This window comes from Halobacillus sp., from assembly GCF_049282395.1.
GTDB lineage: Bacteria > Bacillota > Bacilli > Bacillales > Halobacillaceae > Halobacillus.
Window position 1 is genome coordinate 1 of record NZ_JBAPTY010000178.1, and the last position, 26,903, is coordinate 26,903.

24 protein-coding genes are annotated in these 26,903 nt (G+C 41.3%); 16 read left to right on the forward strand and 8 right to left on the reverse strand.

Annotated features, from left to right (window positions below; translation table 11 throughout):
* Positions 1-81 precede the first annotated feature (81 nt).
* Both WAM07_RS08185 and WAM07_RS08190 read left to right on the forward strand, forming a co-directional pair.
* Positions 82-255: a hypothetical protein gene (locus tag WAM07_RS08185; protein WP_422165995.1), complete on the forward strand. Its 174-nt coding sequence runs from the start codon at positions 82-84 to the stop codon at positions 253-255.
* A gap of 158 nt (positions 256-413) precedes the next feature.
* Positions 414-1,940, forward strand: a complete 1,527-nt coding sequence (locus WAM07_RS08190) for a BCCT family transporter (RefSeq protein ID WP_422165996.1) — start codon at positions 414-416, stop codon at positions 1,938-1,940.
* 41 nt (positions 1,941-1,981) lie between these two features.
* On the opposite strand, the gene kynB is transcribed toward WAM07_RS08190, so the two are convergent.
* Genes kynB through recQ form a run of 3 tightly spaced genes read right to left on the reverse strand, consistent with a single transcriptional unit; the run spans position 1,982 to position 6,061 of the window.
* Positions 1,982-2,602 (reverse strand): arylformamidase, encoded by a 621-nt coding sequence (gene kynB, locus WAM07_RS08195; RefSeq protein ID WP_422165997.1) that lies wholly within the window; start codon positions 2,600-2,602, stop codon positions 1,982-1,984.
* Positions 2,603-2,612: 10 nt separating this feature from the next.
* Entirely contained in the window at positions 2,613-3,893 is a 1,281-nt protein-coding gene (kynU, locus tag WAM07_RS08200; protein ID WP_422165998.1) for a kynureninase, read from the reverse strand.
* A 26-nt stretch (positions 3,894-3,919) separates the two neighbouring features.
* Positions 3,920-6,061 carry a DNA helicase RecQ gene (gene recQ, locus WAM07_RS08205; protein WP_422165999.1) on the reverse strand — a complete coding sequence of 714 codons (2,142 nt, stop codon included), beginning with the start codon at positions 6,059-6,061 and terminating at the stop codon, positions 3,920-3,922.
* Between the two features lie 161 nt (positions 6,062-6,222).
* On the opposite strand from recQ, the gene WAM07_RS08210 reads away from it, so the two are divergent.
* The 4 genes from WAM07_RS08210 (at position 6,223) to WAM07_RS08225 (ending at position 10,590) form a co-directional block, all read left to right on the forward strand.
* Positions 6,223-7,158 (forward strand): NADP-dependent oxidoreductase, encoded by a 936-nt coding sequence (locus WAM07_RS08210; protein ID WP_422166000.1) that lies wholly within the window; start codon positions 6,223-6,225, stop codon positions 7,156-7,158.
* A 139-nt stretch (positions 7,159-7,297) separates the two neighbouring features.
* On the forward strand, positions 7,298-8,758 hold the full coding sequence (locus tag WAM07_RS08215) for a circularly permuted type 2 ATP-grasp protein (protein ID WP_422166001.1): 1,461 nt from the start codon (positions 7,298-7,300) through the stop codon (positions 8,756-8,758).
* Positions 8,751-9,713 carry an alpha-E domain-containing protein gene (locus WAM07_RS08220; protein ID WP_422166002.1) on the forward strand — a complete coding sequence of 321 codons (963 nt, stop codon included), beginning with the start codon at positions 8,751-8,753 and terminating at the stop codon, positions 9,711-9,713. Before WAM07_RS08215 ends, WAM07_RS08220 begins: the two co-directional genes overlap by 8 nt.
* A 25-nt stretch (positions 9,714-9,738) precedes the next feature.
* Positions 9,739-10,590: a transglutaminase family protein gene (locus WAM07_RS08225; RefSeq protein ID WP_422166003.1), complete on the forward strand. Its 852-nt coding sequence runs from the start codon at positions 9,739-9,741 to the stop codon at positions 10,588-10,590.
* 47 nt (positions 10,591-10,637) lie between these two features.
* On the opposite strand, the gene brnQ is transcribed toward WAM07_RS08225, so the two are convergent.
* Complete coding sequence (gene brnQ / locus WAM07_RS08230; protein WP_422166004.1) at positions 10,638-11,954, reverse strand: branched-chain amino acid transport system II carrier protein; 1,317 nt, start codon at positions 11,952-11,954, stop codon at positions 10,638-10,640.
* A 953-nt stretch (positions 11,955-12,907) separates the two neighbouring features.
* Here brnQ and WAM07_RS08235 point away from each other — a divergent pair.
* Positions 12,908-14,773 carry a cation:proton antiporter gene (locus tag WAM07_RS08235; RefSeq protein WP_422166005.1) on the forward strand — a complete coding sequence of 622 codons (1,866 nt, stop codon included), beginning with the start codon at positions 12,908-12,910 and terminating at the stop codon, positions 14,771-14,773.
* A gap of 68 nt (positions 14,774-14,841) precedes the next feature.
* Here the strand turns inward: WAM07_RS08235 and WAM07_RS08240 are convergent, their stop codons facing one another.
* Positions 14,842-15,024 (reverse strand): SE1832 family protein, encoded by a 183-nt coding sequence (locus WAM07_RS08240; protein WP_422166006.1) that lies wholly within the window; start codon positions 15,022-15,024, stop codon positions 14,842-14,844.
* 121 nt (positions 15,025-15,145) lie between these two features.
* On the opposite strand from WAM07_RS08240, the gene WAM07_RS08245 reads away from it, so the two are divergent.
* From WAM07_RS08245 to WAM07_RS08260, 4 genes are all read left to right on the forward strand, one after another.
* Complete coding sequence (locus WAM07_RS08245) at positions 15,146-15,991, forward strand: GNAT family N-acetyltransferase (protein WP_422166007.1); 846 nt, start codon at positions 15,146-15,148, stop codon at positions 15,989-15,991.
* Positions 15,992-16,218: 227 nt separating this feature from the next.
* On the forward strand, positions 16,219-16,776 hold the full coding sequence (locus tag WAM07_RS08250; RefSeq protein ID WP_422166008.1) for a TRAP transporter small permease: 558 nt from the start codon (positions 16,219-16,221) through the stop codon (positions 16,774-16,776).
* Between the two features lie 30 nt (positions 16,777-16,806).
* A complete protein-coding gene (locus WAM07_RS08255; protein ID WP_422166009.1) occupies positions 16,807-18,072 on the forward strand; it encodes a TRAP transporter large permease in 1,266 nt (421 codons plus the stop codon).
* Between the two features lie 75 nt (positions 18,073-18,147).
* Complete coding sequence (locus WAM07_RS08260) at positions 18,148-19,182, forward strand: DctP family TRAP transporter solute-binding subunit (RefSeq protein ID WP_422166010.1); 1,035 nt, start codon at positions 18,148-18,150, stop codon at positions 19,180-19,182.
* 49 nt (positions 19,183-19,231) lie between these two features.
* On the opposite strand, the gene WAM07_RS08265 is transcribed toward WAM07_RS08260, so the two are convergent.
* Positions 19,232-20,452 carry an MFS transporter gene (locus WAM07_RS08265; protein ID WP_422166011.1) on the reverse strand — a complete coding sequence of 407 codons (1,221 nt, stop codon included), beginning with the start codon at positions 20,450-20,452 and terminating at the stop codon, positions 19,232-19,234.
* A gap of 58 nt (positions 20,453-20,510) precedes the next feature.
* Positions 20,511-21,575: an AI-2E family transporter gene (locus WAM07_RS08270; protein WP_422166012.1), complete on the reverse strand. Its 1,065-nt coding sequence runs from the start codon at positions 21,573-21,575 to the stop codon at positions 20,511-20,513.
* A 270-nt stretch (positions 21,576-21,845) separates the two neighbouring features.
* Here WAM07_RS08270 and pepT point away from each other — a divergent pair, with 270 nt between their 5' ends.
* From pepT to WAM07_RS08295, 5 genes are all read left to right on the forward strand, one after another.
* Entirely contained in the window at positions 21,846-23,072 is a 1,227-nt protein-coding gene (pepT, locus tag WAM07_RS08275; protein ID WP_422166013.1) for a peptidase T, read from the forward strand.
* A gap of 283 nt (positions 23,073-23,355) precedes the next feature.
* The gene (locus tag WAM07_RS08280; RefSeq protein ID WP_422166014.1) at positions 23,356-24,126 is read left to right on the forward strand and encodes a TerC family protein; all 771 of its coding nucleotides are present in this window, start codon (positions 23,356-23,358) and stop codon (positions 24,124-24,126) included.
* 243 nt (positions 24,127-24,369) lie between these two features.
* Positions 24,370-24,561: an SE1561 family protein gene (locus WAM07_RS08285; protein ID WP_422166015.1), complete on the forward strand. Its 192-nt coding sequence runs from the start codon at positions 24,370-24,372 to the stop codon at positions 24,559-24,561.
* On the forward strand, positions 24,558-25,190 hold the full coding sequence (locus tag WAM07_RS08290) for a hypothetical protein (RefSeq protein ID WP_422166016.1): 633 nt from the start codon (positions 24,558-24,560) through the stop codon (positions 25,188-25,190). The genes WAM07_RS08285 and WAM07_RS08290 overlap by 4 nt, the downstream gene beginning before the upstream one ends.
* Positions 25,191-25,194: 4 nt before the next feature.
* On the forward strand, positions 25,195-25,632 hold the full coding sequence (locus WAM07_RS08295) for a GNAT family N-acetyltransferase (RefSeq protein ID WP_422166018.1): 438 nt from the start codon (positions 25,195-25,197) through the stop codon (positions 25,630-25,632).
* On the opposite strand, the gene WAM07_RS08300 is transcribed toward WAM07_RS08295, so the two are convergent.
* Positions 25,629-26,549 (reverse strand): hypothetical protein, encoded by a 921-nt coding sequence (locus tag WAM07_RS08300; protein ID WP_422166017.1) that lies wholly within the window; start codon positions 26,547-26,549, stop codon positions 25,629-25,631. The two genes, WAM07_RS08295 and WAM07_RS08300, sit on opposite strands and share 4 nt — an antisense overlap.
* Between the last annotated feature and the right edge of the window lie 354 nt (positions 26,550-26,903).

Here is a 26,903-nt window from a genome sequence, read left to right on the forward strand (position 1 = left end):
CAAGAACTTACAAGATGATTGAAGAAAGTGAATTATGGGAATGAAAAAACATAAACAAATTTACTGAGAGGAGTGGTGGGAATGCCAGGACCAGAAAACGAACTTCCAGGTTTCCAGGCAAACCCTAATGAGTTTGGGAAATGCAGTAATTGTGGTAAATTATTAACCTCTAAGAAAGAGGCGGAAATTAAACTTTGTAAGGAATGTCAAAAGCGTCATAAGGACAAAAATACAGAGTACGATGAAGCAGAATAATTTACGGCCACGACACATTGTCGTGGTCAACTTACGTTTAAAGCTCCATTATTCCATTAATAAGGCTAAAAGTTTAAACTTTACACCATAATAAGGATAGTGTTAGAGTATTTAATTGTGTTTAAAAGCATTCATCATATTTAAAAAGGAGTTCATCTATGAATAACAAACAAACAGGTCAAATTGATTGGCCGGTCTTCGGGATCAGTGGAGGAATTTTAGTACTCTTTGTGGTCGTAGCACTTATTGATATTAATTTAATAGAAACAATTGTTAATGAAAGCTTTGCCTGGTCAGCGAAATACTTCGGAGCTTTTTGGCAGGTTCTTATGCTTGCAACGTTTTTCGTAGGTATTGGGTTAGGTTTCTCTAAATACGGAAACATCAAAATGGGGAATATGGATAAACCGGAAATTGGACTTTACAAATGGTTGTCCATTATTATGGCTACCCTACTTGCTGGCGGAGGAGTATTCTGGGCAGCAGCTGAACCTATGTATCACTTCCTCACCGTTCCCCCTCATCAGTCAGGAATCGAAGCGGGAACGCAGGCAGCTATTAATCCCGCGCTTGCTCAAAGCTTTATGCACTGGGGCTTCTTAGCCTGGGCTATCCTCGGTACAATAAGTGCCGTTGTCATGATGTATGGACATTATCATAAAGGCATGCCGATGAAACCACGTACTCTCTTGTATCCGATTTTTGGTGAAAAGATCCGCCATAGCTGGTTCGGTACATTAATTGATGCGTTCTCTGTTATTGCTGTGGCCGCAGGTACTATTGGACCGATAGGTTTTCTTGGACTGCAGGCAAGCTACGGACTACAGGAAATATTCGGTATTCCTAACCAGTTTAGTACTCAGTTCACCATTATTTTTGTTGTGGTATTAATTTCTACCATTTCTGCAGTAACTGGACTCTATAAAGGAATTCAATATCTAAGTAGCTTTAATGTTCGATTAGCAATTGGTTTAATGGTATTTATCGTAATCTTTGGGCCTGGAGGATTTATCTTTAATCACTTTATCTCAGGTTTTGGAACGTATATTGATCAGTTTATACCGATGAGTACCTTCCGCGGGGATACAGGCTGGTTATCCGGATGGACCGTCTTTTTCTGGGGCTGGTTTATTGGGTACGGACCAATGATGGCTATTCTTGTCAGCCGTATATCAAGAGGTCGGACGATTCGTGATATTATTATTGCGGTTTCCATATTTGCTCCAGTCATTTCAACATTCTGGTTCACCGTATTAGGCGGATCCGGAATATTCTTTGAACTAAACAATCCTGGTTCTGTATCGGACGCTCTTAATGCAGCCGGGAACCCGGCAGCCATGTTCGCTATTACAGAACAGTTTCCGCTTGCCAGCGTAATTTCACCGTTGTTTTTAATCTTGACGATTCTATTTGTTGTTACGACGAGTGATTCTATGTCATATACGATTGCTATGGCCGTAACCGGTGAAGGTAATCCTCAAAGCTGGCTTCGTGTGTTCTGGGCTATTTTGATGGGATCAGTAGCAGTTATTCTTCTCATTACAGGTGACAGCGGAATTACTCAGCTTCAGAACTTTATCGTTGTGACAGCTGTTCCAGTTTCGCTTCTCTTACTGCCAATGATTTGGCTGGCACCTAAAGTGGCTAAGCAAATGGCAAAAGAACAAAATTTACTGAAAAAATAAGAAAAACTCGAGCGCATATGGTCTTCATATGCGCTCGAGTTTTATTTTTGCCGTAAGATTGCTCGTACCGGGCTGCCATCAGCTTCTTCCATTTTTAATGGAAAAGCCATTAATTCATAAACACCTGGTGCTGCATGATCGAGTTCCAAGCCTTCTATAATCAAAATGTCATGCTTATATAAGGAGTGATGAGCCGCAAGGTCTTTACTCTCTACAGGGTCCACCGATGGTGTATCTATTCCAATGAGATCGATACCTTGAGAATGTAAAAATTCAGCTGCATCGCTGCTTATAACGGTATAATGATCAGGAAATTCGTTCCGATCGTTCCAGCTTGTTGTACGGAATAGAAGCTTCGTTACACCTGTGTATTCAAAAGCACGAAGATCGTCTGCTTGAATGATGGTTTTCCCTTCCATATTTACGACTAGTGCATCGCCGATAAAACGTTCAGGTGGTAGGTCCGCTATTTTCAGTCCATCTTCATCGTAGTGGAAAGGGGCATCCACATGTGTGCCTGTGTGATTGCTCGCTTTAAATTGTCCGATGTTAACTGAACCCGTTTGCTCCATTGTCATCGTGCGTTCATATTGGAAAGGTTCATCACCGGGCCAGGCAGGTGTTTCGTTGTTTAGTGACATAGTTATATCGATGAGTTTCATGAAATCCTCCTTAAGCAATTATATCTCGTTCATTTTTGTACTTCTTATAGGTTTCGTTAACCATAATTTCCTTTAAGATCATCATTACTTCATAGACTTCTTTATAAGTAGTATAAAGTGCTACAGGAGCAAGCCGAATCACATCCGGTGCCCTGAAGTCGGGCACGACATTTTCTTTTTTAAGAGCTTTGCAAATGCTTGCAGCTTCTGGATGTACAAGACTAATGTGACCTCCGCGGCGCTCATCCTCCAATGGGGTGATGATCTGAAAGCCTAATCCGTCGAGCTCCTGATAAATCAGGTTGAGCATCAGCCGGGTCATTTTCAGCGATTTACATCGTACATTTTTGATGTCGGCCTCTTGAAAGAGATCTAAAGAACCTAGTAGAGGAGCGGAACTCAAAATGTGCGGCGTCCCCATTTGGTAGGCACCTGCTGTTTCAGCATGTGTTAAGTCATGCGCCATGTCAAACTGCTTGTCTTTCTTTGAGCTGAACCACCCGGCAAGGCCGGGTTTACTTCCCAGGTGCTTTTCATTTACATACAAACCTCCAACACCTCCTGGCCCGCTGTTCAAATATTTATAGGTGCACCAGACAGCAAAGTCAACGCCCCAATCATCAAGATTATGGGGAAGAGCACCTATAGAGTGGGCTAAATCAAAGCCCACAATAATTCCTTGCTCATGCGCTGCCTTTGTAATTCTTTCAATATCCAGAAGCTGTCCGCTGCGATAAAGAACGGAAGGGAGGAGAAGGAGAGCAATATCGCTTCTCATCTCCTTGATAATATTATCTTCTGACAACGTAGCTCCATTATCACTCTTTACTTGAATGAGATGTTCATCTGGATCCATCCCGTGGAGTTCCAGTTGACTTTTTAAAGCATAGATATCAGATGGAAAATTCAGTTCGTCAGCCAGAATTTTCGTTCGCTGCCCTTCTGGACGGTAGAATGTAGACAGCAGTTGATGAAGGTTGGAGGTTATAGAACCAGTGCTGATGACCTCTTCAGGCTTCGCCCCCAGCAGTGGAGCCGTTTTAGCACCTAATTTTTCTGACATATAAAACCAGGGTTCTTTTCCATCTGTCCATCCTCCAATCGCATGGGTCTTCCAATCTTCAAGAGAAGAAACTAAAGATTGCTCTGCTCTTTTTGAAAGCAAACCTAAGGAATTACCATCCATATAGAAGCGATTATCATCTGTGTAGAATTCCTTTTTAAAGTTATGAAGCACATCGTTTTGATCGAGCTTTGCTGCCGTCTCTAATGTTATTTTAGGTTTTGTCATACTATCCCTCCGTGGAATAAAATGAATTACTTCATAAGTTCATGCTTGTTCAGTACCGCTTTAATCATGGAATACGTATAATCTTCGGGCAAAGCCTCTTTCAATGGCTTTAATTTTCTTTCTTCCATTTCTTCAAGTTTTTGAAGAATGTTCTTCTCTTGCTCTTCGTTAAACCAGCGATCCCAATTCAGATCCAGTCCTTCACGAGCACTTCGGAACAAGTGGTTTTCTATCGTTTGCGAACTTAAACCACGCTCTTTTGCAATTTCTCCGATTTCTTTGCTTTCTTCTTTCCACATTTCAAATGTAACTTGATAACTTGGACGATCATCATTCGATTCCTTTTTTCTAATGGAGACTGAAGAGCTTTTGTCAGGAACGGGCTTAGAATCCGTTTCCTTTGCCCATGGGCGAATGGTCTCCAAAAACGTTTCTCCGTATTGCTCAAACTTTCGTTCTCCGACTCCCTTAATAGCTAACATCTCGTTTTTATTTTCAGGCAAATAAATGGTGAATTCTTTAAGTGTCGCATCAGAAAATATAACATATGGTGGAAGTCCTGCTTCATCTGCAATTGATTTCCGGATTTGCCGCAGCTCTTCAAAATAGTCTGCATTGTAGTTACTTTCATGTTTAGCCGTAGTGGACTCCACGAGCATTTCCACTGGTTGATCCCCTCTAAGGACAGCTACGGATTCATCTGTCAGCTGTAGAGCAGGATAACGACCTTTTCCAGGAGTGAGATATCCTTCTGCCGTAAGAAAATGGATAAAGCGTGTCAGTTCTTTTTCTGTATAGCTGGACATAATCCCATATGTGGAGAGGGTGTTAAACTTGAACTGTTTTACTTTCTGATCGGAAGATCCTTTCAGTACTTTAGCAGTTAAACCTGCACCGAAGCGTTCTCCCATTCTTTTAACGCAGGATAAAACCATCTGGGCTTCAAGGGTCATGTCCTGAACTTCACCTACGAGTGTACAATTGGAACATTTACCACAAGGTTCTGAAGAAAATGGGTCTTCGAAATAATCGAGAATATACTGCTGCAGACAAGTATGGGTATGACAATAGTTAATCATAGCCTGAAGCTTGGCATATTCCTCTTTCTTTTTTTCTTCTGAAGGTGACTGGTCAATTAAAAAACGCTGGAGATTAATATCCTGACTTGAAAATAAAAGAGCACAGTCACCAGGCTCACCGTCCCGTCCCGCACGTCCAGCTTCCTGGTAATAGGATTCGATATTCATAGGCATTGAATAATGGATCACATATCGCACATTGGATTTATCGATCCCCATACCGAAAGCGTTGGTTGCAATAATTGTAGTAATTTCATCCTGGACAAAATCCACTTGTGCCTGCTTCCTCTGGTTTTCTGTCATCCCTGCATGATATTTCCCGGCTGAGAAACCTTTTTTGGATAAGTAGTGTTGTAAACTGTCCGCATCTTTTCTAGTAGCGGTGTAGATAATGCCGGATTCATTAGGGCGGGTCTTTAAATATTCTTCTACAAAATCCCTTTTATCCCGGCCTTTTATAATGCGGAATGATAAGTTGTCCCTCGCAAACCCCGTATTGACGATTGATTCATCCGGTACATCAATCAGATGTTTAATATCCCTGATTACCTCTTGGGTAGCCGTAGCGGTGAGCGCCATTAAAACGGGTAAATTAGTGATCTGGTACAGGGTGGGTACGATGGAACGATAACTGGGTCTGAAATCATGTCCCCACTGGGAAATACAGTGGGCTTCATCAAAGGCAATGAGAGATAAGGAAATACTCTGAATCGTTGACAAAAACTGAGGGGAATCAAATCGTTCAGGAGCTACATAAACAAATTTGTAACGCCCTTGTCTTAAATCATGAAGACGCTGCCTCTGCTCACCTGCTGAAAGAGAGCTATTAATATAAGTTGCGGCAATTCCATAGGAATTCAGAGCATCAACCTGATCTTTCATTAAGGAAATAAGCGGGGAGATAATAATAGCTGTGCCCTCAAGACTTAAGCCCGGAATTTGATAGCATAACGATTTACCTCCGCCTGTAGGCATGACAGCCAATGTATTACGGTCGTGGAGTACATGACTGATGGCTTCTTTCTGACCTTTCCGAAAAGAAGAATAGCCATAGTATTTTTGTAAAATTTCCTCAGCCTGCTGCATCATTATGATCATCCTTTTATGTGAAAAAATAGAGAGGTTTAAATTCTATGAAAATTGTGTGTTTATGAGTACTGGAACCCTTCCTCATCTTATCACGTTTTACAATTTATTATAGGGGAAAACAGAGGGGTGTGTAACCCTTCATAAATAAGGAGTGTAACTTAATGAAAGCTATCGTAATTGAACAATATGGTGGTAAAGATCAATTAATAGAGAAACAAGTAGATACCCCTGAACCGCAAGCGGGTCAGGTTTTAGTGGAAATGAAAGCAACTTCGATTAACCCGATCGATTGGAAAGTAAGAGAAGGCTATATGAAAGAGATGCTTGATTTTGATTTTCCAATTATTCTAGGCTGGGATGCAGCTGGGGTAATTAAGGAAGTTGGTCAAGGTGTCGATCAGTTTAAAGTAGGGGAACGAGTTTTTGCACGTCCTGCTACTACGCGATTAGGCACTTATGCTGAGTACGCGGTAATTGATGAGGAACAACTTGCCCGCATTCCAGAGAATATCCCTTTTGAGGAAGCAGCAGCAGTGCCTCTTGCCGGTATGACTGCCTGGCAGTGTCTCGTGGACTTTGCTCAGATTAAAGAAGGGGACTGGGTTCTTATACACGCAGGTTCTGGCGGTGTAGGCCATTACGCTATCCAGCTGGCTAAGCAAATGGGTGCTTATGTAGCGACTACGGCCAGTGGCAAGAATCAGGCCTGGGTAGAAGAGCTTGGTGTAGATCGTTTTATTAACTACAAACAAGAAGATTTCTCTGAGGTGCTCAGTGAAATAGATATTGTGCTCGACACACTAGGAGGAGAAAACCAGGAGAAAAGCTTTGGTATTCTGAAAGAAGGCGGACGTTTAGCCTCAATTGTCCAGCCTCCAGATGAAGAAAAAGCCAAGCGGCACGGAGTCAAAGCTGGATTTGTCTGGTTGGAACCGAACGGTGAGCGTCTTTCTAAAATGGCAGAAATGATGGAAGAAGGCCGGTTAACCTCTGTCATAGGAAATCGTTATAAACTAAGTGAAGAAGGAATAAGAAAAGCACATGAAGCCAGTGAAAGTCACCATGCTAAAGGAAAAATCGTTATAACTATGGAATAGGTTGAGTGAATATCCCGTCTCCCGCTGTTAATTATAACAGCAGGAGGCGGTTTTTGTTTAAATTTTCTTACAATTTTTGTGTAGTTGCGGTAAACTTAGGGTAAGTAGTTAACATATCGTCAGAATGGAGGAGAGTTTTTTGCTAAATCAATATAAAACTGGAACATTTTTTGACGAAATGATGGAAGACAACGGGAATCCTAAACGTCACTACAGATCCTTCTATCAATTAATGGAAAACTTTTCTGAAAAAGAGCTGCGTGAAAAACATGAAACGGCTCAGTTAAATTTTCTGAGGCAGGGAATTACATTTACGGTTTATAATCACACCGGGGGTACGGAACGAACGATGCCGTTCGATTTTGTGCCTATTATTATTCCTGAACCTCAATGGATTAAGGTAGAAGAAGGAATGAAGCAGCGAATAAAAGCCCTCAATATGTTTTTAGAAGACATTTATCACGATCAAAAAATTATAGAAGCAGGTATAATACCTAGAGATCTAATTGAGAACAATCCTTATTACTACAATAAACAAGTTGGGGGAGTAAACGTCCCTTTAAATAATCACGTGTTTCTGGCAGGTGTGGACTTAATTAAGGATGAAAACGGGGATTACCGGGTTCTGGAGGATAACCTCCGAAATCCTTCAGGGATGTCTTATGTTTTTCAGAATCGATACGTGATGAGACAAGTGTACCCGGAATTATTCTTTGAACATTCAATTGAAACCCTTGAACATCAGGTTTCTGAACTTCACAAAGCAGTTATAAGCCACACCCCGCCAAATGCAGAGCCCCATTCTACCCCTACGGCAGTATTACTGACCCCGGGAATTTATAACTCAGCCTATTATGATCATGTATTTTTGGCGCAGCAAATGGGTATTGAGCTTGTAGAAGGAAGAGATTTAATTGTAAAAGATGACGTTGCTTATATGAAGACTATACGCGGATTAAAGAGAGTAGATATTATTTATAGACGCATTGATGATGATTTCCTTGATCCCGAGGCGTTTCGCCCGGATTCAGCTTTAGGAGTCTCCGGTTTACTCAGGGCCTATAAAAAAGGGAATGTTTCAATTCTGAATGGAATAGGGAATGGCGTCGCGGATGATAAGGCTATTTATGTCTATGTTCCGGATATGATCCGTTTTTATTTAGACGAAGAACCTATTATTCCTAATGTAGAAACATACTTCCTAAGTGATCCAGAAAAACTTGAGTATGTTCTTGAAAACATTGATCAATTAGTTATAAAAAATGTAGGGGCTTCGGGTGGATACGATATGTTAATTGGTCCGCAATCAGAGCCAGAAGAGCAGAATGAATTTAGAAGAAAAATTATTGAAGCTCCCCATCAATATATAGCCCAGCCGACGATCAAACTCTCAAGAGCTCCTGCTTATCAGGAAGGGCGTTTTTACCCTTGTCATGTAGATTTGCGCGTGTTTGTGATGACGGGAGAATACACTCATGTCATTCCTGGAGGCTTATCGAGAGTAGCCCTTAAAGAAGGGTCGTTAGTGGTGAATTCATCACAGGGCGGCGGCGGAAAAGACACTTGGATTTTGTCGGAAGGAGGAGAGACTCATGCTTAGTCGTGTAGCAGACTCCTTATATTGGATGGCTCGTAACATTGAACGGGCGGAAAACAACTCCAGAGTCCTTAGTGTCCAGCTGATTCACATGCTGGAAGCATCTGATCAAGAGGTCATGGACCGTGATTGGGGTGAAGTGCTGGATATTTGTGCTGCTAAGCTTGATTATATGGATCGTTACGAACGTATTGACCGGGAAACGATTATTCAGTATTTGACTATTAGTCCGATAAATGATAATTCGCTTATGAACAGCATGAATTATGCGAGGGAAAATGCAAGGGCTACGAGAGATATCATACCTAACGAGTTATGGGAAATTCTCAATGAATTTCATCTAGCCCAGAAAGATTGGCAGGAGCTGCCGAACACAAGGCAGCATACCCAGGAATACCTGAAAAAGGTGAAAACGACTTCGATGACTGCACAAGGCATTATCGAATCAACTATGAGCCGGGGAATTCCTTATACATTCATAAAAGTCGGAAAATGGATCGAGCGTGCTGATAAAACCGCACGTGTCTTAAATGTTATTTGTGAAAAAAATATGAAAGAGTCTAGCTATGGAACGAATAATTATTATTATTGGCTGACAGCCCTTCAGTTTCTGCATGGATATGATGCGTACATTAAAGAACATCCTCCTACGATGGAGTCGAGGCATGTGCTTGACTTCATGATCAAGGAAAGATCGTTTCCAAGATCCATTCGATATTGTATGGATCACGTGATGGAAGCTGTTCAACGTCTTGAAGATGGAAAGATATCTCATTACTCAAAAGATCTATTCCAAATGCTTGAAACAATACAGGAAGAAATAAAGGAAGCGGATATTGAACACATGGATATGGAGGAACTGATGAGTTTTCTGGATCATTTTCAGGATCGTTGTCTTACTGTCAGCCGGATGTTCTCTGAAACTTATTATCTGATTGAGCCCGTTCATGTGAGGTAGGTTATAATTAGCAGGAGGAAAGTTCATGAAGTATGAAATCGAACATATTAACACGTTTTATTATGAGAATTTTGTAGATCAAAGTATGAATCATATACGGTTAAAACCCACAACGGATGAATGTCAGCGGCTATCTGCTTATCGTTCAGAAGTACTCCCAAATTCAGTGATGAAGGAACATATCGATTACTGGGGAAATCATGTGGAAACCTTCTTTATTCCGGAAAAGCACCAGCATTTAACTGTCAAAACCCAGTCAACAGTCAGTATTCAAAAGAGTCCTCTCATTAAGATGATCCACTTTTCAGATGAGATGCGCACCATTTTCCATTCCGGTTTATTTCGCAGTCATTACCTTGCTTTTCTAAATGAAACGCCTTACACGTTTATGTATAAAGAGCAAATCAAGGAAATAGAAGAAGTGGTGGGGGATTCTTCCGATCCGATCCAATTCTCCCTTGATCTCATGGCCTTTATTCATCAATCCATTGTTTATGATGGCACGGTAACTCAAGTGAATACCAAAGCTTATGAATCCTGGCCTTTAAAGGCGGGGGTATGTCAGGATTATGCGCACGTTATGATCGCTGTACTAAGAGACAAAGGAATCCCGGCTCGTTACGTAAGTGGATATTTGTATGTGGGGGAAGGTTCAGCCTTAATTGGAGATGCAGCTACTCACGCCTGGGTAGAAGTTATGATACCGGGGGTCGGCTGGGTAGGCTTAGATCCTACAAATAACGTAGAAGCCCTGGAAGAGCATATTCGCATAGGAAGCGGCCGGGACTACGCAGATGTGAGTCCTCTGCAAGGTGTCTATCGTGGAGGCGGCCAAAACCTTGATGTGAAGGTCAGTGTCACACTGGTTGATCAATAATAGTACAAAAAATCACCCTTCTTTAAAAGAAGGGTGATTTTTATAAATTAGTTTTGATAGTTTTTAGAAGGTAAAGGCTCTCGTTTAGCATAGTGGATCAGTCCTCCAATTACACCTCCAATAAGCGCAGGAAGAACCCAGCTTAAGTTAAGTTCTGATAGAGGAAGGTTCTGAACCAGAGGCTTAAAAGCAGAAACATCAGCTCCAAAGGCGGCAAGCCCATCATAAAGACTAATAAATGAAGTAAATATAATAGCTCCTCTATACACATAAGCGGAGTGATTAAAGAACCCTCCTGTGAAAGTTAAAGCTACAAGCACAATCGTAATAGGATATACAAATACAAGAACCGGTACCGAGTAGGAAATGATCTGACTAAGCCCGATATTGGAAATACCAAAGCTGATCAGTGTCACGATAAAGATTACCTGTTTATAAGATAATGCCGCTATACGTTTAGAGAAGAATTGACCGCAGGCAACGGTGAGTCCTACACAGGTAGTAAAGCAGGCCAGACTTACAATGACACCAAGGAGAATCGTGCCAGCGGAACCATACATTATCTCGGCTGCACCCGATAAAATGGCACTTCCATTGTCATACGTGCCTTCTGTAGCCATTTTTGTGCCGATCCATCCAATTCCTACATATACACTAGCGAGACCAACAGCCGTAACTAAACCAGCCTTTAAGGTGCGCATAGTCAGTTCTTTCTGGTCTGTTACCCCACGGTCGCGGAAAGATGTCACCACAATGAGACCAAATGCCAGTGAGGCAATGGCATCCATAGTTAAATACCCTTCGACAAAGCCTGAGAAAAACGGCTGGGATGCATACTTTTCTCCCGCCGGCTGAACCGACCCATCCAATAAGAAGAAGCTTCCTATGACCAATCCTAAAATAGCGAGAAACAAAGCTGGAGTTAAGATTTGTCCTATTCGATCAACAAGTTTAGAGGGATTCAGACTGACTAAGTACACAATGGCAAAGAATAGAACAGAAAATATCAATAGCATTAAAGAGCCTCCATTTACAAATGGGACTACTCCAGTCTCAAAAGCGACGTTAGCTGCTCGAGGAATTGCAAAGAAAGGGCCGATGACTAAATACACCATGGCAGTGAACAACAGGCCGAATAAAGGGTGGACCCTTCCAGCGAGTTCAGTAGCTCCATTTCTAAAATACGAGATGGCCGCAACCGTTATAATAGGCAGACCTACCCCCGTAAGTACAAAGCCTGCTATAGCCGGAAGGTAGGAAGTACCTGATTCAATACCCAGGGATATGGGGTAAATAAGATTACCGGCTCCAAAAAACAAGGCGAACAGTGTAAAACCTATGAATACCGTATCTCTAGCTCTCATAAATATGCTCCTCCTAAGATGTCTGTATATATTGTGCGTAAAAAAGACCTTCCAAACCAAGAATGAGCGCCCAGGACCATACTAAGGTGTAGGAAGATCAAATAATCGAATTCTTATACAACGCCGTAATACTATCAATGTCAAAAAATTATGTCAATACTTTTAATTTAAATATCGACTTTGCTAAATATTGGTGTAAAACTTCATAAGAGGTTTATTAAAATAACAGGCCGGTTACTGTAAGACTCAGTTTCGAGATATTGGTGCAGTGTGAAAGGTCCTTCGGGGGATGATTTCGCTTTCCATGGGCATGTGCTGAGCCTCCTCGAGCAGCTCTGCGGGGTCTCACCGATCATGTTCATCCCACAGGAGTCTTCATCATCCCCCTCCGGACCTTGCCAAATCAGAAGCTCAAAACCACTTCAAACATCACCTGCGTGATGAGGGATGAGACCATGTGGTTTTGTACCTATTTTCAGGATGTAACGATGCGCAATAGCCTGCCATACAAGCATTTAATACAGATTATAGAGGAGAACCTTCCTCTTCCAGAAGGGTCCGTTTTTCATATTAATGTTGGGTTGGTGGGGAAATGGCGAGACTCCCGTGGGAGAAGGATCTAGGCGAGACTCCACAAGGAGTGAAACGACTGAGGAGGCTCACCAGTTCCCCCACAGGAAAGCGAGTTATTTCCCCACCAACCCTCATCCATCTAACTTAACGGACCCATTTAACTCCAAACTGAGTCTTCAAGTAATGGGAGCAAAACTGTAAGATCAACACCAGGAGTAGGCAGATCAAAATAATAAACAGTATGTTTTATAATGAAACATTGTGTTTATCGAGGAGGGTTTTGTAAGGCCAATTTAGTTTACAGAACTAAGATCTGGATATAGAATATGGCTATATCATAACGCGATGTGTAAAACATACTGGAGATGAGGGACACGTTAATGGTTGATTCACTACTGCTACAATTTATGTTAATCGGAAGTCTTGGGGTTGGATCACAGTGGATAGCCTGGCGCTTTCGTCTGCCGGCAATCGTTGTGATGTCGATCGTAGGCCTATTAGTAGGACCGGTCTTCGGTTTAATGAATCCAGAGCAGGACTTTGGAGAACTTTATAAACCCATTATTTCTTTAGCTGTTGCCGTTATACTATTTGAAGGCAGCTTAAATTTAGATATGAAAGAAGTACGGGGACTTGGACGGCCTGTTTTTCGTATTGTTACGTTTGGAGCTTTTTTAAGCTGGATTCTGGGCGCTCTGGCTGCTCACTACGTAGCCGGGCTTTCATGGGCAGTAGCTTTTGTGATTGGCGGGCTGTTTATTGTTACTGGTCCTACTGTTATTCTTCCTTTATTAAGGCAGGCTAAATTAAAGCCCAGACCTGCTAAGATACTGAAGTGGGAAGGGATTATAGTTGATCCAATCGGAGCTTTGTTAGCTGTTTTTGCCTTTGAAATTATCGAGTTTATTATGGGAACAAACGTGAATCCTTCTGAACTACTACTATTCTTCCTGGCTTCCTTGTTTGCTGTGATTTTAGGTTGGGCATGCGGCAAGGGAGTGGGATGGATGTTTGAAACCGGATATGTACCGGAGTTTTTAAAGTCACCTGTGGTCTTTACTGTTGTCATTGCCTGTTTTACCATCGCTGATGAAATCACCCATGAAACAGGGCTGCTATCTGTTACGGCGATGGGGATGACACTGGCTAATATGCATATTTCATCTATAGCGGATATGAGGCATTTTAAGGAAAATATTTCCTTGCTGCTGATCTCAACGATATTCGTTATGTTGACAGCTTCTCTGACTCAGGAGACTTTAGTTGAAATCTTTAATGTGCAAATTATCGGTTTTGTTTTACTAATGCTGTTTATTGTTCGTCCTTTATCCATCTTTTTATCCACCATGGGGACAGATCTATCGAAATCAGAAAAATTACTCGTCGGCTGGATAGCTCCGCGCGGCATAGTTGCTTTGACTGTAGCCAGTTACTTCGCGAGTATCCTTTTGGAATCAGGTTTTGAGGATGCTTCAATACTCATTTCCCTTACATTTGCCCTTGTATTTACTACGGTTGTAGCACATGGGTTTTCGATTGGGTGGCTCTCTAAGAAGCTGGGGCTCTCTATGGAAGGACCGCCTGGAGTGCTTATTTCCGGAGGAAGTCAATTTGCAACAGGAATGGCTAAGACACTGGAGGATTTGAAAGTTCCCGTTCTTATTGCTGACTCCTCATGGGAGCGTTTGTCGCGCACTAGAGCCGCAGGGATCAAATCTTACCATGGAGAGATTTTGTCGGAACAAACGGAATACTATTTGGATATGACGCCATATGAGTATCTTATAGCTGCCACGGAGCTTGATTCCTATAATGCACTTGTATGTACCACATTTGTTCCGGAATTCGGCCGGAATAATCTGTTTCAGCTGAGCTTAAGTGATCGTGAAGGAGATAACCTGGAAAATCTTGTTCATACAATCGGAGGGAGGGTTCTGTTTAAAGAAGGAGCTTCCTGGGAGGAATTGAACATCATGGTTGAAAGTGGTTATGTATTCCGGAAAACAAATATAACGGAACAGTATAAATATGAAAACTACTTGAATAACATCGATAGTGAAGCGGTCATCCTGTTTATCAAAAAACCTTCAGGTAAGATAGAATTCTTCAGTCCAGAGGTGGAAAATAGGGCTGAGAATGGAGATGTGGTAGTAGCGTTGACTCCTCCTAGTAAGGAATTTGAAAAAATACAAGAAAAACTTGAAGAACAAAGAAAAGAAAACGGAAATAAAAAGCAGAAAAAATAAGAGAAAGGACCGCTCAAACAGCGGTCCTTTCTCTTATTTTACATATTAATGGGTAAGGTCTATTCAGTTTAGGCGTTAGCTTCAGCCAGCTGCACCTTCAAATCCTTCAATTCTTTTTCCATACGTTCTAATTGAGATTCAGCATTCTCCACATTAGCTCCGTTCGCTTCCAGCTTGTCTAAATCTCCTTGGATTCTTATATAATCAGCTTTTAAAAAGGCGATTTGATCCTGAATTTCCTTCTTATTCATGAATTCTCTCTCCTTTCTTCTATTGTAGAAGACTTCTCAAGAAAGTATAATAGTATTAATTTTCTAATTTGTCTAATTTTATCATACGGAAGCAAAAATATAGCAGAGGGTGGGGAGTAAAATGAAAATAATTCAAGAACAGAATGTAGAAGCGTTTACGTCATCTATTCAAGATCTTCTTCTCCAAAGAGAAGCTGAAAATAACCTGCCGTTAGGAATCTTAAAGCGGCTACAGGAATCATCTTCAAATGAAGATTCTTTGTTAATTAAAATAGAAGAAGAAGGGCGTCCGATTTTTATGACGATAAGAACCCCGCCCCATCTTTGGATTTTACCGTCCATACCATCCATTACTTCCAGCCATATTAAGAGTTTAGCTCGTTACTTGTTTGAAAATCAATTTGAAGTCCCTGGAATCCTTGGGGAAGGGGAAGCTGTTCAGCATTTTATTGATGAATGGGTCAACATCACGGGGGAGAACCCTATCATACATATGCGTCAGGGAATCTACCGTTTGAATGAACTGCAGCCCATTCATATGAACGAAGGGGAACTAATCGAAGCTAAGGAGTCCGACTTTGAGCTCGTTAAGAAATGGTTAACAAGGTTCGGAGAAGAAACCAATGAAGGAACGATAAAAGAGCGAACCGCTGAAATTGCAGAGGAAATGATTCGCACACGGCGAATGCATCTTTGGATAGTTAATGGAGAGGCTGTGTCTATGGTTGCCAGAGCTCGCGTGACTCCACATGGGGCTACTATTAATGCCGTATTTACACCAGATGAATTTAAAAGAAGAGGGTATGCTACGCAGGCTGTATGGACACTTACAAAGAAGTTATTGGACCAGGGATACCAGTTTTGTTCTCTATATACGGACCTTGATAACCATTCATCTAACTCCATTTATAAAAAAATTGGTTATGAATGGATAGGTAATTCATTTGTGTATCACTTTATTAATTAGTAAATGGAAATAAAAAGATTAAATCTGGAGAAAATACTATCTATAGAAAGCTATAAAGATGATATACATGAAATTTGATTACAAATCCATTACATTATTAAATTTGAACACAATATACAAAAAATTCTGTATAAGTTAATTTGAGTGTTCTCTATTAGTTCGGTATGATGTTTAGTAAGTGAGCTTCAAAAACCTCACTTATTGCCAATTTTAGGAGGCTAAATGAGTTGAATCCGTTAAAGATCATCGACAAAATTATACTTAAAGTTGAAGAATTCATTCTCAGTTATGCGATCATCATCATTGCCTTAATGGTAGTAGGCAAGGCTTTAAGCCGAGCGATCTTTACTTACACTCCGCCTTTTGCAGATGAGGTTAGTCAAATCGCGATCGTAGTCGCTACTTTTATGGGGATCAGTTATGCGGCCCGGAAAGGGAGACATATCAGCATGTCTGCTTTCTATGATCTGGCTCCTTTTAAGGTCAGAAAAATTCTAGCCATATTCATACCGCTGGTTACAGCGATTGTATTATTTGTACTTACCTACTTTTCAACTCTTTATGTGTACGATGTATATGAGTCAGGCAGGGTGACTTCAGCGCTTCAAATGCCCTCTTACTATTTATACATTTTCATTCCAATCGGTTTCTTGCTGGGCGGAATACAATTCCTTAGAAATATGTGGATAAATATCAAGTACCGGGATGAGGTTTATCTTGGAACAGATGCGAAAGATTACAATGATCAAGAAAAGCACGAAATCCACGAAGGTACACACTTATAATTAAAATACAGCAGAAGAAAGGATAACGATATGGTTGCCACACTACTAACGATCATGGTGGTCCTTCTATTATTGAATTTTCCGATGATGATCCCGCTTATGGCGGCGCCATTAATTGTATTGTTCATTTATTTTCCCAACTTGGATCCTATGATTTTAATGCAGCAATTTTCTACAGGAATTGAGCCGTACGTCCTTTTAGCGGTTCCGCTGTTCATTTTCGCCGCTGATATTATGACGACGGGGAAAACGTCTAATCGGCTGCTCGATTTCATTGGCTCATTTATCGGTCATATTCGCGGCGGATATGCCGTTACAACAGCTGCGGCCTGTACCTTATTCGGTGCTATCTCAGGATCAACACAGGCTACTGTCGTAGCGATTGGTAAGCCGATGCGTGAACGTCTTTTAAAAATCGGTTACAAGGACCCAACAGCGATCGCATTAATCATTAATTCAAGTGATGTTGCGCTACTCGTACCACCGAGTATTGGCATGATCATTTACGGGCTTGTATCTGGTACATCTGTTGGAGACTTGTTTATTGCAGGTATTATTCCTGGTATTATCGTATTTTTAAGTTTTGCGATTTACAGTATTATCTATGCCAAAGTAGCTGATATTCCTTTAGCCAATAAAGTTTCTTGGAGCGAACGCTGGCGATTGACCCGGAAGGCTCTTTTGCCATTAGGGTTTCCAATCATCATTATTGGCGGAATTTATACGGGGATTTTCAGTCCAACTGAGGCCGCCGGTATGTCAGTACTTTATGCTTTTGTCTTGGAAGTGCTGATTTATCGTTCCATTCATATTAAAGAATTACCTAAAATCGCCAGGTCCACAGGGCTGGTCACATCTGCCGTGTTCGTGCTGGTAGCAGGGGGACAGGCATTCACATGGGTGATCTCATTTGCCCGCATCCCGCAAATGATCACGGAAACAGTTCTTGGAGCAGATCCCAGCGCGGTTTATGTATTACTTATGGTCACGGTATTTTTCTTCATCGGATGTATGTTTGTCGATCCGATTGTGGTAATTCTGGTTTTAACTCCGATCTTTTACCCGGCAGCAATGGATGCCGGAATCGATCCTATTCACTTGGGAGTCGTCATTACCTTCCAGGCTGCCTTAGGCTCGGCTACACCACCATTTGGAGTGGATATATTTACGGCCAGTGCCGTCTTTAATAAGCCGTATCTGGAAGTGATTAAGGGCACTCCGCCCTATATCATTATGATGGTGGTTATTTCATTCTTACTCATATTCTTTGAAGAGCTTTCCCTTCTATTGATTTAACAAGAAGAGGGAGTTTATATAAAAAATTGGGAGGTCATTATCATTATTAAAAAGAAACGTATGGTTGGATTAGCCATGATATTTGTATTAGGTATTTTGTTAGCTGCCTGTGGCGGCAATGGCGATGGCGGAGACAATGCCAGCGGCGGAGAAGGACAGACATACAATTGGAAGTTCGTTACTGAAGAAGTGGATGGACAAGTACAATATGAATACGCAGAAGAATTTGCGAAGCGCATGAAGGAGAAGTCTGATGGAGCTGTAAACATTGAGGTTTATGAATTTGGAGGATTAGGAAGTGAAACCGACCAGGTGGAGCAGTTGCAGAGTGGAACTGTTGAAATGGCGGTTATGTCTCCTGGCTTTACTGGTAATATGGTAAAAGAAGGGCAGATCTTTGCTCTGCATTTCTTATTCCCAGAGAGTGTTGAGAAAACCCAGCAAATTTTGAACGACAGTGAAGCTTTAAAAACGGATCTTCGTGAAAAGTATGAAGAACACAGTATTTCACCGCTTTCTTTCTGGACAGAAGGTGCGATGCAATGGACATCCAGTAAAGAAATCACAGAACCAGCGGATTTCGAGAACTTCAAAATGCGTACGCAGACCTCTCCTTTGATTCTGGAGTCTTATAAAGCTTATGGTGCCGAGCCGACTCCAATGAGCTGGTCAGAATTATACACAGCCCTTGATCGCGGCACTGTAGAAGGACAAGAGAACCCGATTTTCTTTATTGGAGATGCTTCATTCTACGAGGTACAAGATTATATGACATTGTCTAATCATAACAACTATGTGGCAATGACGACTGTAAATACAGATTGGTATGAAGGTCTGAATGATGAAATGAAAACCATGGTAGATGAAACAACTCAGGAAATGCAGGAGTGGGTATTTGAAGAGCAGAAGAAACAAAATGAAGAATATTTAAAAACGATTAAAGAGGATACAGAGAATCCAACAGAGATTGTTGAGTTAACTGATGAACAGCGTCAAATGTTTAAAGATAAAGCGATGCCTGTACGTGACTATTATCGTAATGAAGTTTCTACGGTAGATGGACAAATTCTTGATAAACTCCAGGAAGAAATTGAAGCAGCTGGAGAATAATTGTTATTGGCTAAAAACCATCATGTCCGATTAAGGACATGATGGTTTTTTAATGCACCGGCTCCCAGGGATCCGTCTGTTTACGATAATCCATATAAGTAAGGATGAGCACAAGAATGAACAAGAAGCTTGAAAGCTTAAACAGCGTGGCTGTATCGACAAACTGGTAGATAAAGCCGAGGATAAGGGCGCTTGACCCAATGCCAAGATCAATACAGGAATAATACATGCCATTTGCGATGCCACTTCGTTCTGTAGTGGTCTTAGAGATAACCCAGGCCTGAAGCGCAGGCATCATAGATCCAAATCCAATGCCGAAAATAGCCCCAGCTATAATCAAGTGAACATTCGTACTGGCAAGGGAGAGAATCCACATGGCAATAAAGGATAAGACTGAACATACCATTATCAGCTTCCAGGGTCCCTTGCGGTCGAAATATTTTCCAGTGATCGGTCGGGAAATGGTAGCCAGCACCGCATTGAAAAAGTAAAACAGGAAGGTTCCTGATAACCCCTGTTCATTGCCGAAAATAACAAGATAAGTAACTACTGCTCCATAGCCGAAAGTATTCAGGAAAGTTACAAGAGCAGGGTAACGGCTTCTGCTTTCTACTAAAGAACCTATAAAGGAAAAGGGAGGAGGCTGCTTTTGATTTTGATACACACTTTCAGGGGTTACAAAGCTGGTCACTGAAAGTAAAATGAGAGCTACAGCTCCTAAAGCTGCTGCAATCCAGACGAGGAGCTGGAAGGTGAAGTTTTGATATAGGTAAATTCCTAAGCTTGGTGCCATAATCATGCCTACCGTAACAGACAGACCAAAATACCCCATACCCTCGCCGACACGGCGGCGGGGAATTAAATCTACTGCTGCCGTTCCGTTCACTGTGGTGGACCATCCCCAGGCCAGACCATGCACAAAGCGGATGATTAAAAGAACAACCACTATCTGAGTGATCGGATACAATGTCGTCATAATTAGCAGTGAAATGGAGCCAATAAGAACCAGCTTTTTCCGAGCGCGTGTCATAAGCAGATGGCCTATGAAAGGGCGGATAAGGATAGCAGCAAAGGCAAACATGGTGGTGATTAAACCGATTTGCAAGCTGCTTCCGCCTATCGATTCTATGTAAGGTGGTAAGTTTGGCAATAGCATTTGAAAACTCATAAACGTGAACAAGTTACCAAGTATTAAAAATATAAAGGGCCATGTCCATAACTTGGGGAGTGATGACTGCATTTGAGATCCCTCACTTTCTATAGAATTCATAAGAAACCCCCACTTCTAATAATGATTGGTGGGGGAAGGTCAATAGAACGCTGTCTAATCATGCTTTTCTTCTTTCCAGCCACTCTTCATAAAAGTGGCTGATGACGGCTTTTAAGACAGCGTAGGTAGGGATTGCAAATAATAGACCAAGAAAACCTGCCAAACTTCCAGCCGCGAGAATTAACGTAATGATCGTCAAAGGATGAATACTTAATGCTTTCCCCATAACGTTAGGAGAGACGAAATTTCCTTCCAGTTGCTGAGCGATGACCATAATTATAGCTACCCATAAAGCTAAGATTGGTTCTTGAAGAAGACCTACAAGCATCGCAGGGATGACAGCGAGAAATGGGCCTACAAAAGGAATGACGTTCATAAGCATAGCGAATAAAGCAAGCGTTAAGGAGTAGTCCAGGTCGATGATTAAATAGCCGACTAGTAACAACAACCCCACAACAATACTTACAGTCATCTGCCCAAGAATGAAAGCGTTCAGTGTATGATCAACCGAATGAGCTAATTTTCCGAAGCTTCTGGCTGCACGTTTACTTAGAAACTTTTGAATAAAAGGAACAAATTTGTCCCCATCTTTTAACATAAAAAACAGGAAGAAAGGAATAAGTACAAGGGCGAATACAAATCCTATCAATTGACTAATAACATTGATAATGATTTTGGAAGCATCCTGTAAATAGCTTTGAAGATTTTCCACGACGTTGTTTATTGTACTGTCAAACTGGCTTGGGATGATATCCTGGTTTTGCTGCCAGTAACTGATTGTATCCCCGAACATATCAATCATTCCTGGGAGATTGTTGATCAATCTCGTAAATTGCTGCTGAGCAATCGGAGCAATAAACTGAACGATGATAAAGCCTATTAAAATATAAAGTAAAAAGATGATTAGAATGGCAATCAGCTTATGAATCTTGTATCTTTCCAGAACATGCAGGACAGGCCTGGAAATATAAAATAATATTCCTCCGCCGATCAGAGGGAGCGCAATGGCACCTATATACGTTAATACCGGTTCAAAGAAGAACTGGATTTCATGAAGGAGAAGTATAAGAAGCGAAATTAAGATACCTGCGACAATGGTTTGGAACCAGCTTTTATGGATCAAAGACTACACACCTTTATGTAAAATTAAATGCTCTTACTGAATATTCGTGACGGAAACGGACGATCCCTTCTTAAATAATAGGAAACGGTCCGATAGTTGAAGAACTCTTTGGAAGAATCAACCATGTTGTTTAGGGAATCCAAATAAAAAGGAAAGGTCTAGTTAAGAATACCAGAACTAATGGATAATAGTCATACATTTACATCATTTAAACCATTATACGCTTATAATGGAAAGAAGATTGTATAGGAAGTTAAAGGAGGATGAACAATGAAAGATGAAATCTTAAAACGATTCTGTTCTTATGTAAAGGTGAATACTCAATCAGATGAAAACAATCCAGATACGCCCTCAACGGAGGGGCAGTGGATCCTGGCTCGTCAGTTGGCGGAAGAACTTGAGGAGATCGGCATGAGTGAAGTTTCTATTGATGAGTATGCTTATGTTATGGCGACGCTTCCGGCTAATACGGAGAAAGACGTACCCGTTATCGGTTTCCTTGCTCATATAGATACTGCTGTTGACTTCACAGGAGAAAATGTGAAACCTCAAGTAGTTGAATCCTATGATGGAGGAGATATATCTTTAAACGAGGAAGTAAACCTTTCTCCAATGGATTTTCCTGAGTTAAGCAGCTACAGAGGACAAACACTAATTACTACAGATGGAACGACATTGCTAGGGGCGGATAATAAAGCAGGGATAGCTGAAATTATGACGGCGCTAGACTACTTAATTAAGCATCCGGAAATTAAGCACGGGAAAATTCGTGTTGCTTTCACACCCGATGAAGAAATAGGACGCGGACCTCACAAATTCAATATAGAAAAATTTGCCGCTTCCTATGCTTATACAGTAGATGGAGGGCCAATTGGAGAGCTTCAATTCGAGAGTTTTAATGCTGCAACAGCAAAAGTTGACTTTTACGGAAACAGTGTACATCCTGGTACCGCGAAAGATAAGATGGTCAATGCTGTAAAACTGGCTATTGAGTTTCAAGAGAGTCTTCCCGAAAAAGAGGCTCCCGAGTACACAGAGAAGTATGAAGGGTTTTATCATTTGAATACTTTCCAAGGAGATGTAGAACATACTTCACTCACTTACTTAGTACGTGATCACGATCAGAATTTATTCGAAAAGAGAAAGAGCAGCCTTGTTCAATTAGTGGAAGACTTGAAAGATAAGTATGGGGCAGAACGTATATCTATAGACATGACTGATCAATACTATAATATGGGAGACAAAATTAAGCCTGTTAAAGAAATTGTAAATACGGCAGCACAAGCTATGGAAAATCTCGCTATTGAACCGCTGATTAAACCTATCCGAGGAGGTACAGATGGCTCCCAGCTTTCGTACATGGGACTGCCAACGCCTAACATCTTTACGGGCGGACAGAATTTCCACGGCAAGTACGAATACATTTCTCTCGATCATATGGAAAAAGCCGTGAACGTTATTGCTGAAATTGCTCGGTTATTTGAAGAAAAAGCCTGATTTTGATCTATTCTATCCGTTAATTAAACGTTTGTTTAATGACGGTAAGGGAATATTTATTCAAAAGGAATATAAAACTACCATTATTAGGAATAATTGTAATAGAATGACTTGAAATAGAGCGGGCGGCATACAGTTGATAAATCCTGGCTTAACGTTATGAGGATTGTAGGATTTACGCATTCCTTAAAAGGATAGCTGAATTATAAAGCCATTATTCCCGGAGGGACCCAACCTTTACCCGGGACAAAGCCCATTTCGTATAGTGAAGGGGAATAGAAGCATGGATGCACAGTTGTTACTTGAATATGGATGGGTATTGATCGTGTTAGTGGGACTGGAAGGTATTTTAGCTGCGGATAATGCGCTGGTACTAGCTATTATGGTTAAGCACCTGCCTGAGAAAAAGCGCAAGAAAGCTTTGTTCTACGGATTATTTGGTGCTTTCTTACTTCGATTTGGGTCTTTATTTATTATTTCATTCCTGGTTGATGTATGGCAGGTTCAAGCCCTCGGGGCGGCTTATCTGTTATTTATATCAGGAAAACACTTATGGGATAAATGGCGTTCTAAGGATGAAGAACAACCAGAAGAAGATGAGCAGGAAGAGGAAAACCAAAAAGGAAAAGGCTTTTGGGCCACTGTGTTAAAAGTGGAGTTGGCTGACCTTGCTTTTGCTGTGGACTCTATTTTAGCAGCTGTTGCTCTCGCGGTTGCTCTGCCTGAGACAGGACTTCCCAATGTAGGCAGTCTGGATGGCGGTCAATTTACCGTCATTCTTACCGGTGGTATGATCGGAATTATTATTATGAGATTTGCAGCCAATATATTTGTAAATCTGTTGCATTCAAGGCCCGGCCTGGAAATAGCGGCTTTTGTTATCGTAGGCTGGGTAGGGGTTAAATTAGTTGTTTCTACCCTTGCTCACCCTAATATTCAGGTTATTGATGAACATTTTGCTCACTCAGCACTTTGGAAGGTAAGCTTTTATGCTGTTCTGGTCATAATTGCTGCTCTAGGATGGTTTTTATCACCTAAAAAATCCAATAAATAAGTGGCAGACCTGTAAGATTCATTTTCTTACAGGTCCTTTTTTATTCAATATATTTGTTTTTATAGAAGGAATCAGTCTGTTTCCGCAAAGAAATGGTTATGTCTGAAAAACAAGTTGTCTCCCCAAACTCTCTTCAATTTCCTATAGCAACACAATCGGTTTTACAGAAAATCAAGCCTTAAAAGTTTTCCTTATGATCAGAGAAAGGTAAAATAAGAGTAAATCAACAGGGGAGGGATAGGTATGGGGAAAGCTGCACAACATCCGTCAGATCAATTTCATTACATAAAAAACAGAATCAAAATGTTGAATCAAGTTGTGTCTTCGATGGACGCTGATGAAGTAGATATGGACGACTTCAATAGAATATTGGAGATGATCCAACAGCTGCAAATTAAGATGGAGCGCTTCAAAAAAGACTGGGAACAGGAATGAAGATACGACAGGTTGTGTTTTTTCTGATTTGGACTGCGTTTATTCTCTATGCCTGGCTGGTCGCTCCCAATGGGAATGAGGGTTATTTAAATCAGTTGATACGGATGAATGATCCTGATCCATTGCTCTTAGCTGTTTTCAGTCTGCTTGGTCTGTTTCCAATCACGTTTATAATCCTTTTACTTAATCATGATCATAGCCGTCTTCCTGCCTGGCCTTTTGCTGTGGGTTCGTTTGTATTGGGAGCCTTTGCTTTACTGCCTTTTTTCTTCTTGTCTACTGCTGAGAAGAAACGCAGTGACCGAATCCCCGGCATACTAAAGAAAGTGTTAAACTCTCTCTATCTTCATGTTCTGTTGTTGATCGGTACTACTTGGCTTATTATATATGGGCTTCTGCAGGGTGACTTCACTGTTTATGCTCAAGCCTTCAGCCACTCTCAATTTGTCCATGTAATGACCATTGATTTATTCCTCCTGACAGGACTAAGTGTTTTTACGCTTCATTGGGATCAACAGAAAATAGGTATTCAAAGCAAGAGTTTCTTATGGGGAATTCTCCCCATCATTGGGGTAATGATCTACTTGCTGCAGACTAAGGATCAAAGGAGGGAAAGGATTGGAAGTTAAGCAGATGCTTCAAAAGGAAGCGGAAGAAATCGCTCACTGGAAATACAATGGAATTTATAGTTTTTATGACATGACGGCGGATGAAGAAGACTACCAAGAGTTCATTAATGAGGAAGCGAGAGGTAAGCGTGCCTTTAGTGTGTACGAAGGAGAGCAATTAATTGGCTTTTATTCCATAATCCCTGTGGAATCCGAGACCGTCGACCTGGGTTTAGGCTTGCGGCCAGATATGACAGGACAAGGAATAGGCGGGCCATTTCTGCAAAAAGCTCTTGAATATGCTCAAATACATTATGGGGCCCGCTCATTTACTTTATCTGTCGCAACTTTTAATGAGAGAGCAATCCGGGTTTATGAAAATGCTGGTTTTAAAGTTGTTCAGACGTTTATGCAGCCGACAAATGGAAGTGAATATGAATTTGTGAAAATGAGAAAAGCCTAGCTGACTATTCTGCCATAGGAAAAGATCCATTGTAAGGCTTCAAGGGTAAGTACACCCTGCCATTCCTGTTTAGCTTTAGGCCAAACATCTTCGTAAGTATTCCATTTCCAGGCCGGTTCAATGCAAGGTTGTACCTCCAATTGTTCTACTATATAATCAAGATTTTTCTCGATTGTATATGTAGATATCCCTACGTCGGGACTATGAGGCGTTGGCTTAAACTGCAAAGGGAGGGGAACATAGTTTTTCCAGTCTTCTTGATTTAAAGCCACAAGTTGATGTACACCCTCTTTTAGTTTCGCGTGAATTTCTTGAGTCATGAAGGAAGGGTTCATCCTGAAAAAACGCAGATAACAAAAAACTTCATGTTCCGATTCAAAATGATCAAGGGATAGTAAGTGCTTTATTGATAAGTTGACAAGTTCATCTACATTCAGCTTTGTTACTTCATCTTTATATGCCAGAAGGTATCCGATAATCTCAGCTGAAGGGTTACCCCAGTTGTCGTCGATCCACGAAGCTCCATTTTCGTGTACCGTCCACCAGAAGGCATGAGGATAATCGTTCACTTTAGAAGGCACGGCCAGCCAGCCTTGGCGCTCTTCATTGAAAGACTTTTCGAAGTAGTGGAGAACTTCGCTGATCATCTCCTGGGCTTTGGGAGAACGATCGATGGATCGTAAAATCTGCATTGCTACAGAAGAAGCCATAGGCGAGGAGTCTGGAAGACGGAAATCTGCCTCCAGTCCGTGACCAAAGCCCCCATCTTGATTCTGATAGGCACGTAAGGCTTTTATAATAGCTTGCTCCGTACCGTTGTCAAAAAGATACAAGCAGCGTGCTTGTTCAAGATCACGAGCGTTTGTAAGGATATAATCTTTAGCAGCCTCAAATGCCTTTTTGGATAGATATTTCATATAGATTCCCCCCTTTATGTAGTTATTCGTTCTAAGTAGGGGATATCCCTGTGTAAGCATTATAGTTCCAAAGATCATAATAAGTCTTTTACAATAGGTAATGGTCACACTTTAATTTGATTTATTATATGGCTTTGTTAAACCTTAATGTTGATTTTTCATAAAAAAACTTATTACGCTATCGGGCCGGATAGTTGAAGACTCAGTTTCGAGATATTGGTTTAGAGGAAGGTCCTCCGGGGGCCGATTTCGCGTTCCGTGGGCATGTGCTGAGCCTCCTCAGTCTTCGACTTCCGGGGTCTCACCGATCATGTTTATCCCACAGGAGTCTTCATCGTCCCCCTCCGGACCTTG

Bases quoted from the DNA above. Each gene is read 5' to 3' on its own strand.
- WAM07_RS08245 (WP_422166007.1), top strand. From the start codon at position 15,146: ATGAAAATAATTCAAGAACAGAATGTAGAAGCGTTTACGTCATCTATT.
- WAM07_RS08225 (WP_422166003.1), top strand. From the start codon at position 9,739: ATGAAGTATGAAATCGAACATATTAACACGTTTTATTATGAGAATTTT.
- WAM07_RS08260 (WP_422166010.1), top strand. From the start codon at position 18,148: ATGATATTTGTATTAGGTATTTTGTTAGCTGCCTGTGGCGGCAATGGC.
- pepT (WP_422166013.1), top strand. From the start codon at position 21,846: ATGAAAGATGAAATCTTAAAACGATTCTGTTCTTATGTAAAGGTGAAT.
- WAM07_RS08190 (WP_422165996.1), top strand. From the start codon at position 414: ATGAATAACAAACAAACAGGTCAAATTGATTGGCCGGTCTTCGGGATC.
- WAM07_RS08235 (WP_422166005.1), top strand. From the start codon at position 12,908: ATGGTTGATTCACTACTGCTACAATTTATGTTAATCGGAAGTCTTGGG.
- WAM07_RS08280 (WP_422166014.1), top strand. From the start codon at position 23,356: ATGGATGCACAGTTGTTACTTGAATATGGATGGGTATTGATCGTGTTA.
- WAM07_RS08210 (WP_422166000.1), top strand. From the start codon at position 6,223: ATGAAAGCTATCGTAATTGAACAATATGGTGGTAAAGATCAATTAATA.
- WAM07_RS08290 (WP_422166016.1), top strand. From the start codon at position 24,558: ATGAAGATACGACAGGTTGTGTTTTTTCTGATTTGGACTGCGTTTATT.
- WAM07_RS08295 (WP_422166018.1), top strand. From the start codon at position 25,195: ATGCTTCAAAAGGAAGCGGAAGAAATCGCTCACTGGAAATACAATGGA.
- WAM07_RS08220 (WP_422166002.1), top strand. From the start codon at position 8,751: ATGCTTAGTCGTGTAGCAGACTCCTTATATTGGATGGCTCGTAACATT.
- WAM07_RS08185 (WP_422165995.1), top strand. From the start codon at position 82: ATGCCAGGACCAGAAAACGAACTTCCAGGTTTCCAGGCAAACCCTAAT.
- WAM07_RS08240 (WP_422166006.1), bottom strand. From the start codon at position 15,024: ATGAATAAGAAGGAAATTCAGGATCAAATCGCCTTTTTAAAAGCTGAT.
- WAM07_RS08265 (WP_422166011.1), bottom strand. From the start codon at position 20,452: ATGAATTCTATAGAAAGTGAGGGATCTCAAATGCAGTCATCACTCCCC.
- kynU (WP_422165998.1), bottom strand. From the start codon at position 3,893: ATGACAAAACCTAAAATAACATTAGAGACGGCAGCAAAGCTCGATCAA.
- WAM07_RS08285 (WP_422166015.1), top strand. From the start codon at position 24,370: ATGGGGAAAGCTGCACAACATCCGTCAGATCAATTTCATTACATAAAA.
- WAM07_RS08300 (WP_422166017.1), bottom strand. From the start codon at position 26,549: ATGAAATATCTATCCAAAAAGGCATTTGAGGCTGCTAAAGATTATATC.
- WAM07_RS08255 (WP_422166009.1), top strand. From the start codon at position 16,807: ATGGTTGCCACACTACTAACGATCATGGTGGTCCTTCTATTATTGAAT.
- kynB (WP_422165997.1), bottom strand. From the start codon at position 2,602: ATGAAACTCATCGATATAACTATGTCACTAAACAACGAAACACCTGCC.
- brnQ (WP_422166004.1), bottom strand. From the start codon at position 11,954: ATGAGAGCTAGAGATACGGTATTCATAGGTTTTACACTGTTCGCCTTG.
- recQ (WP_422165999.1), bottom strand. From the start codon at position 6,061: ATGATGCAGCAGGCTGAGGAAATTTTACAAAAATACTATGGCTATTCT.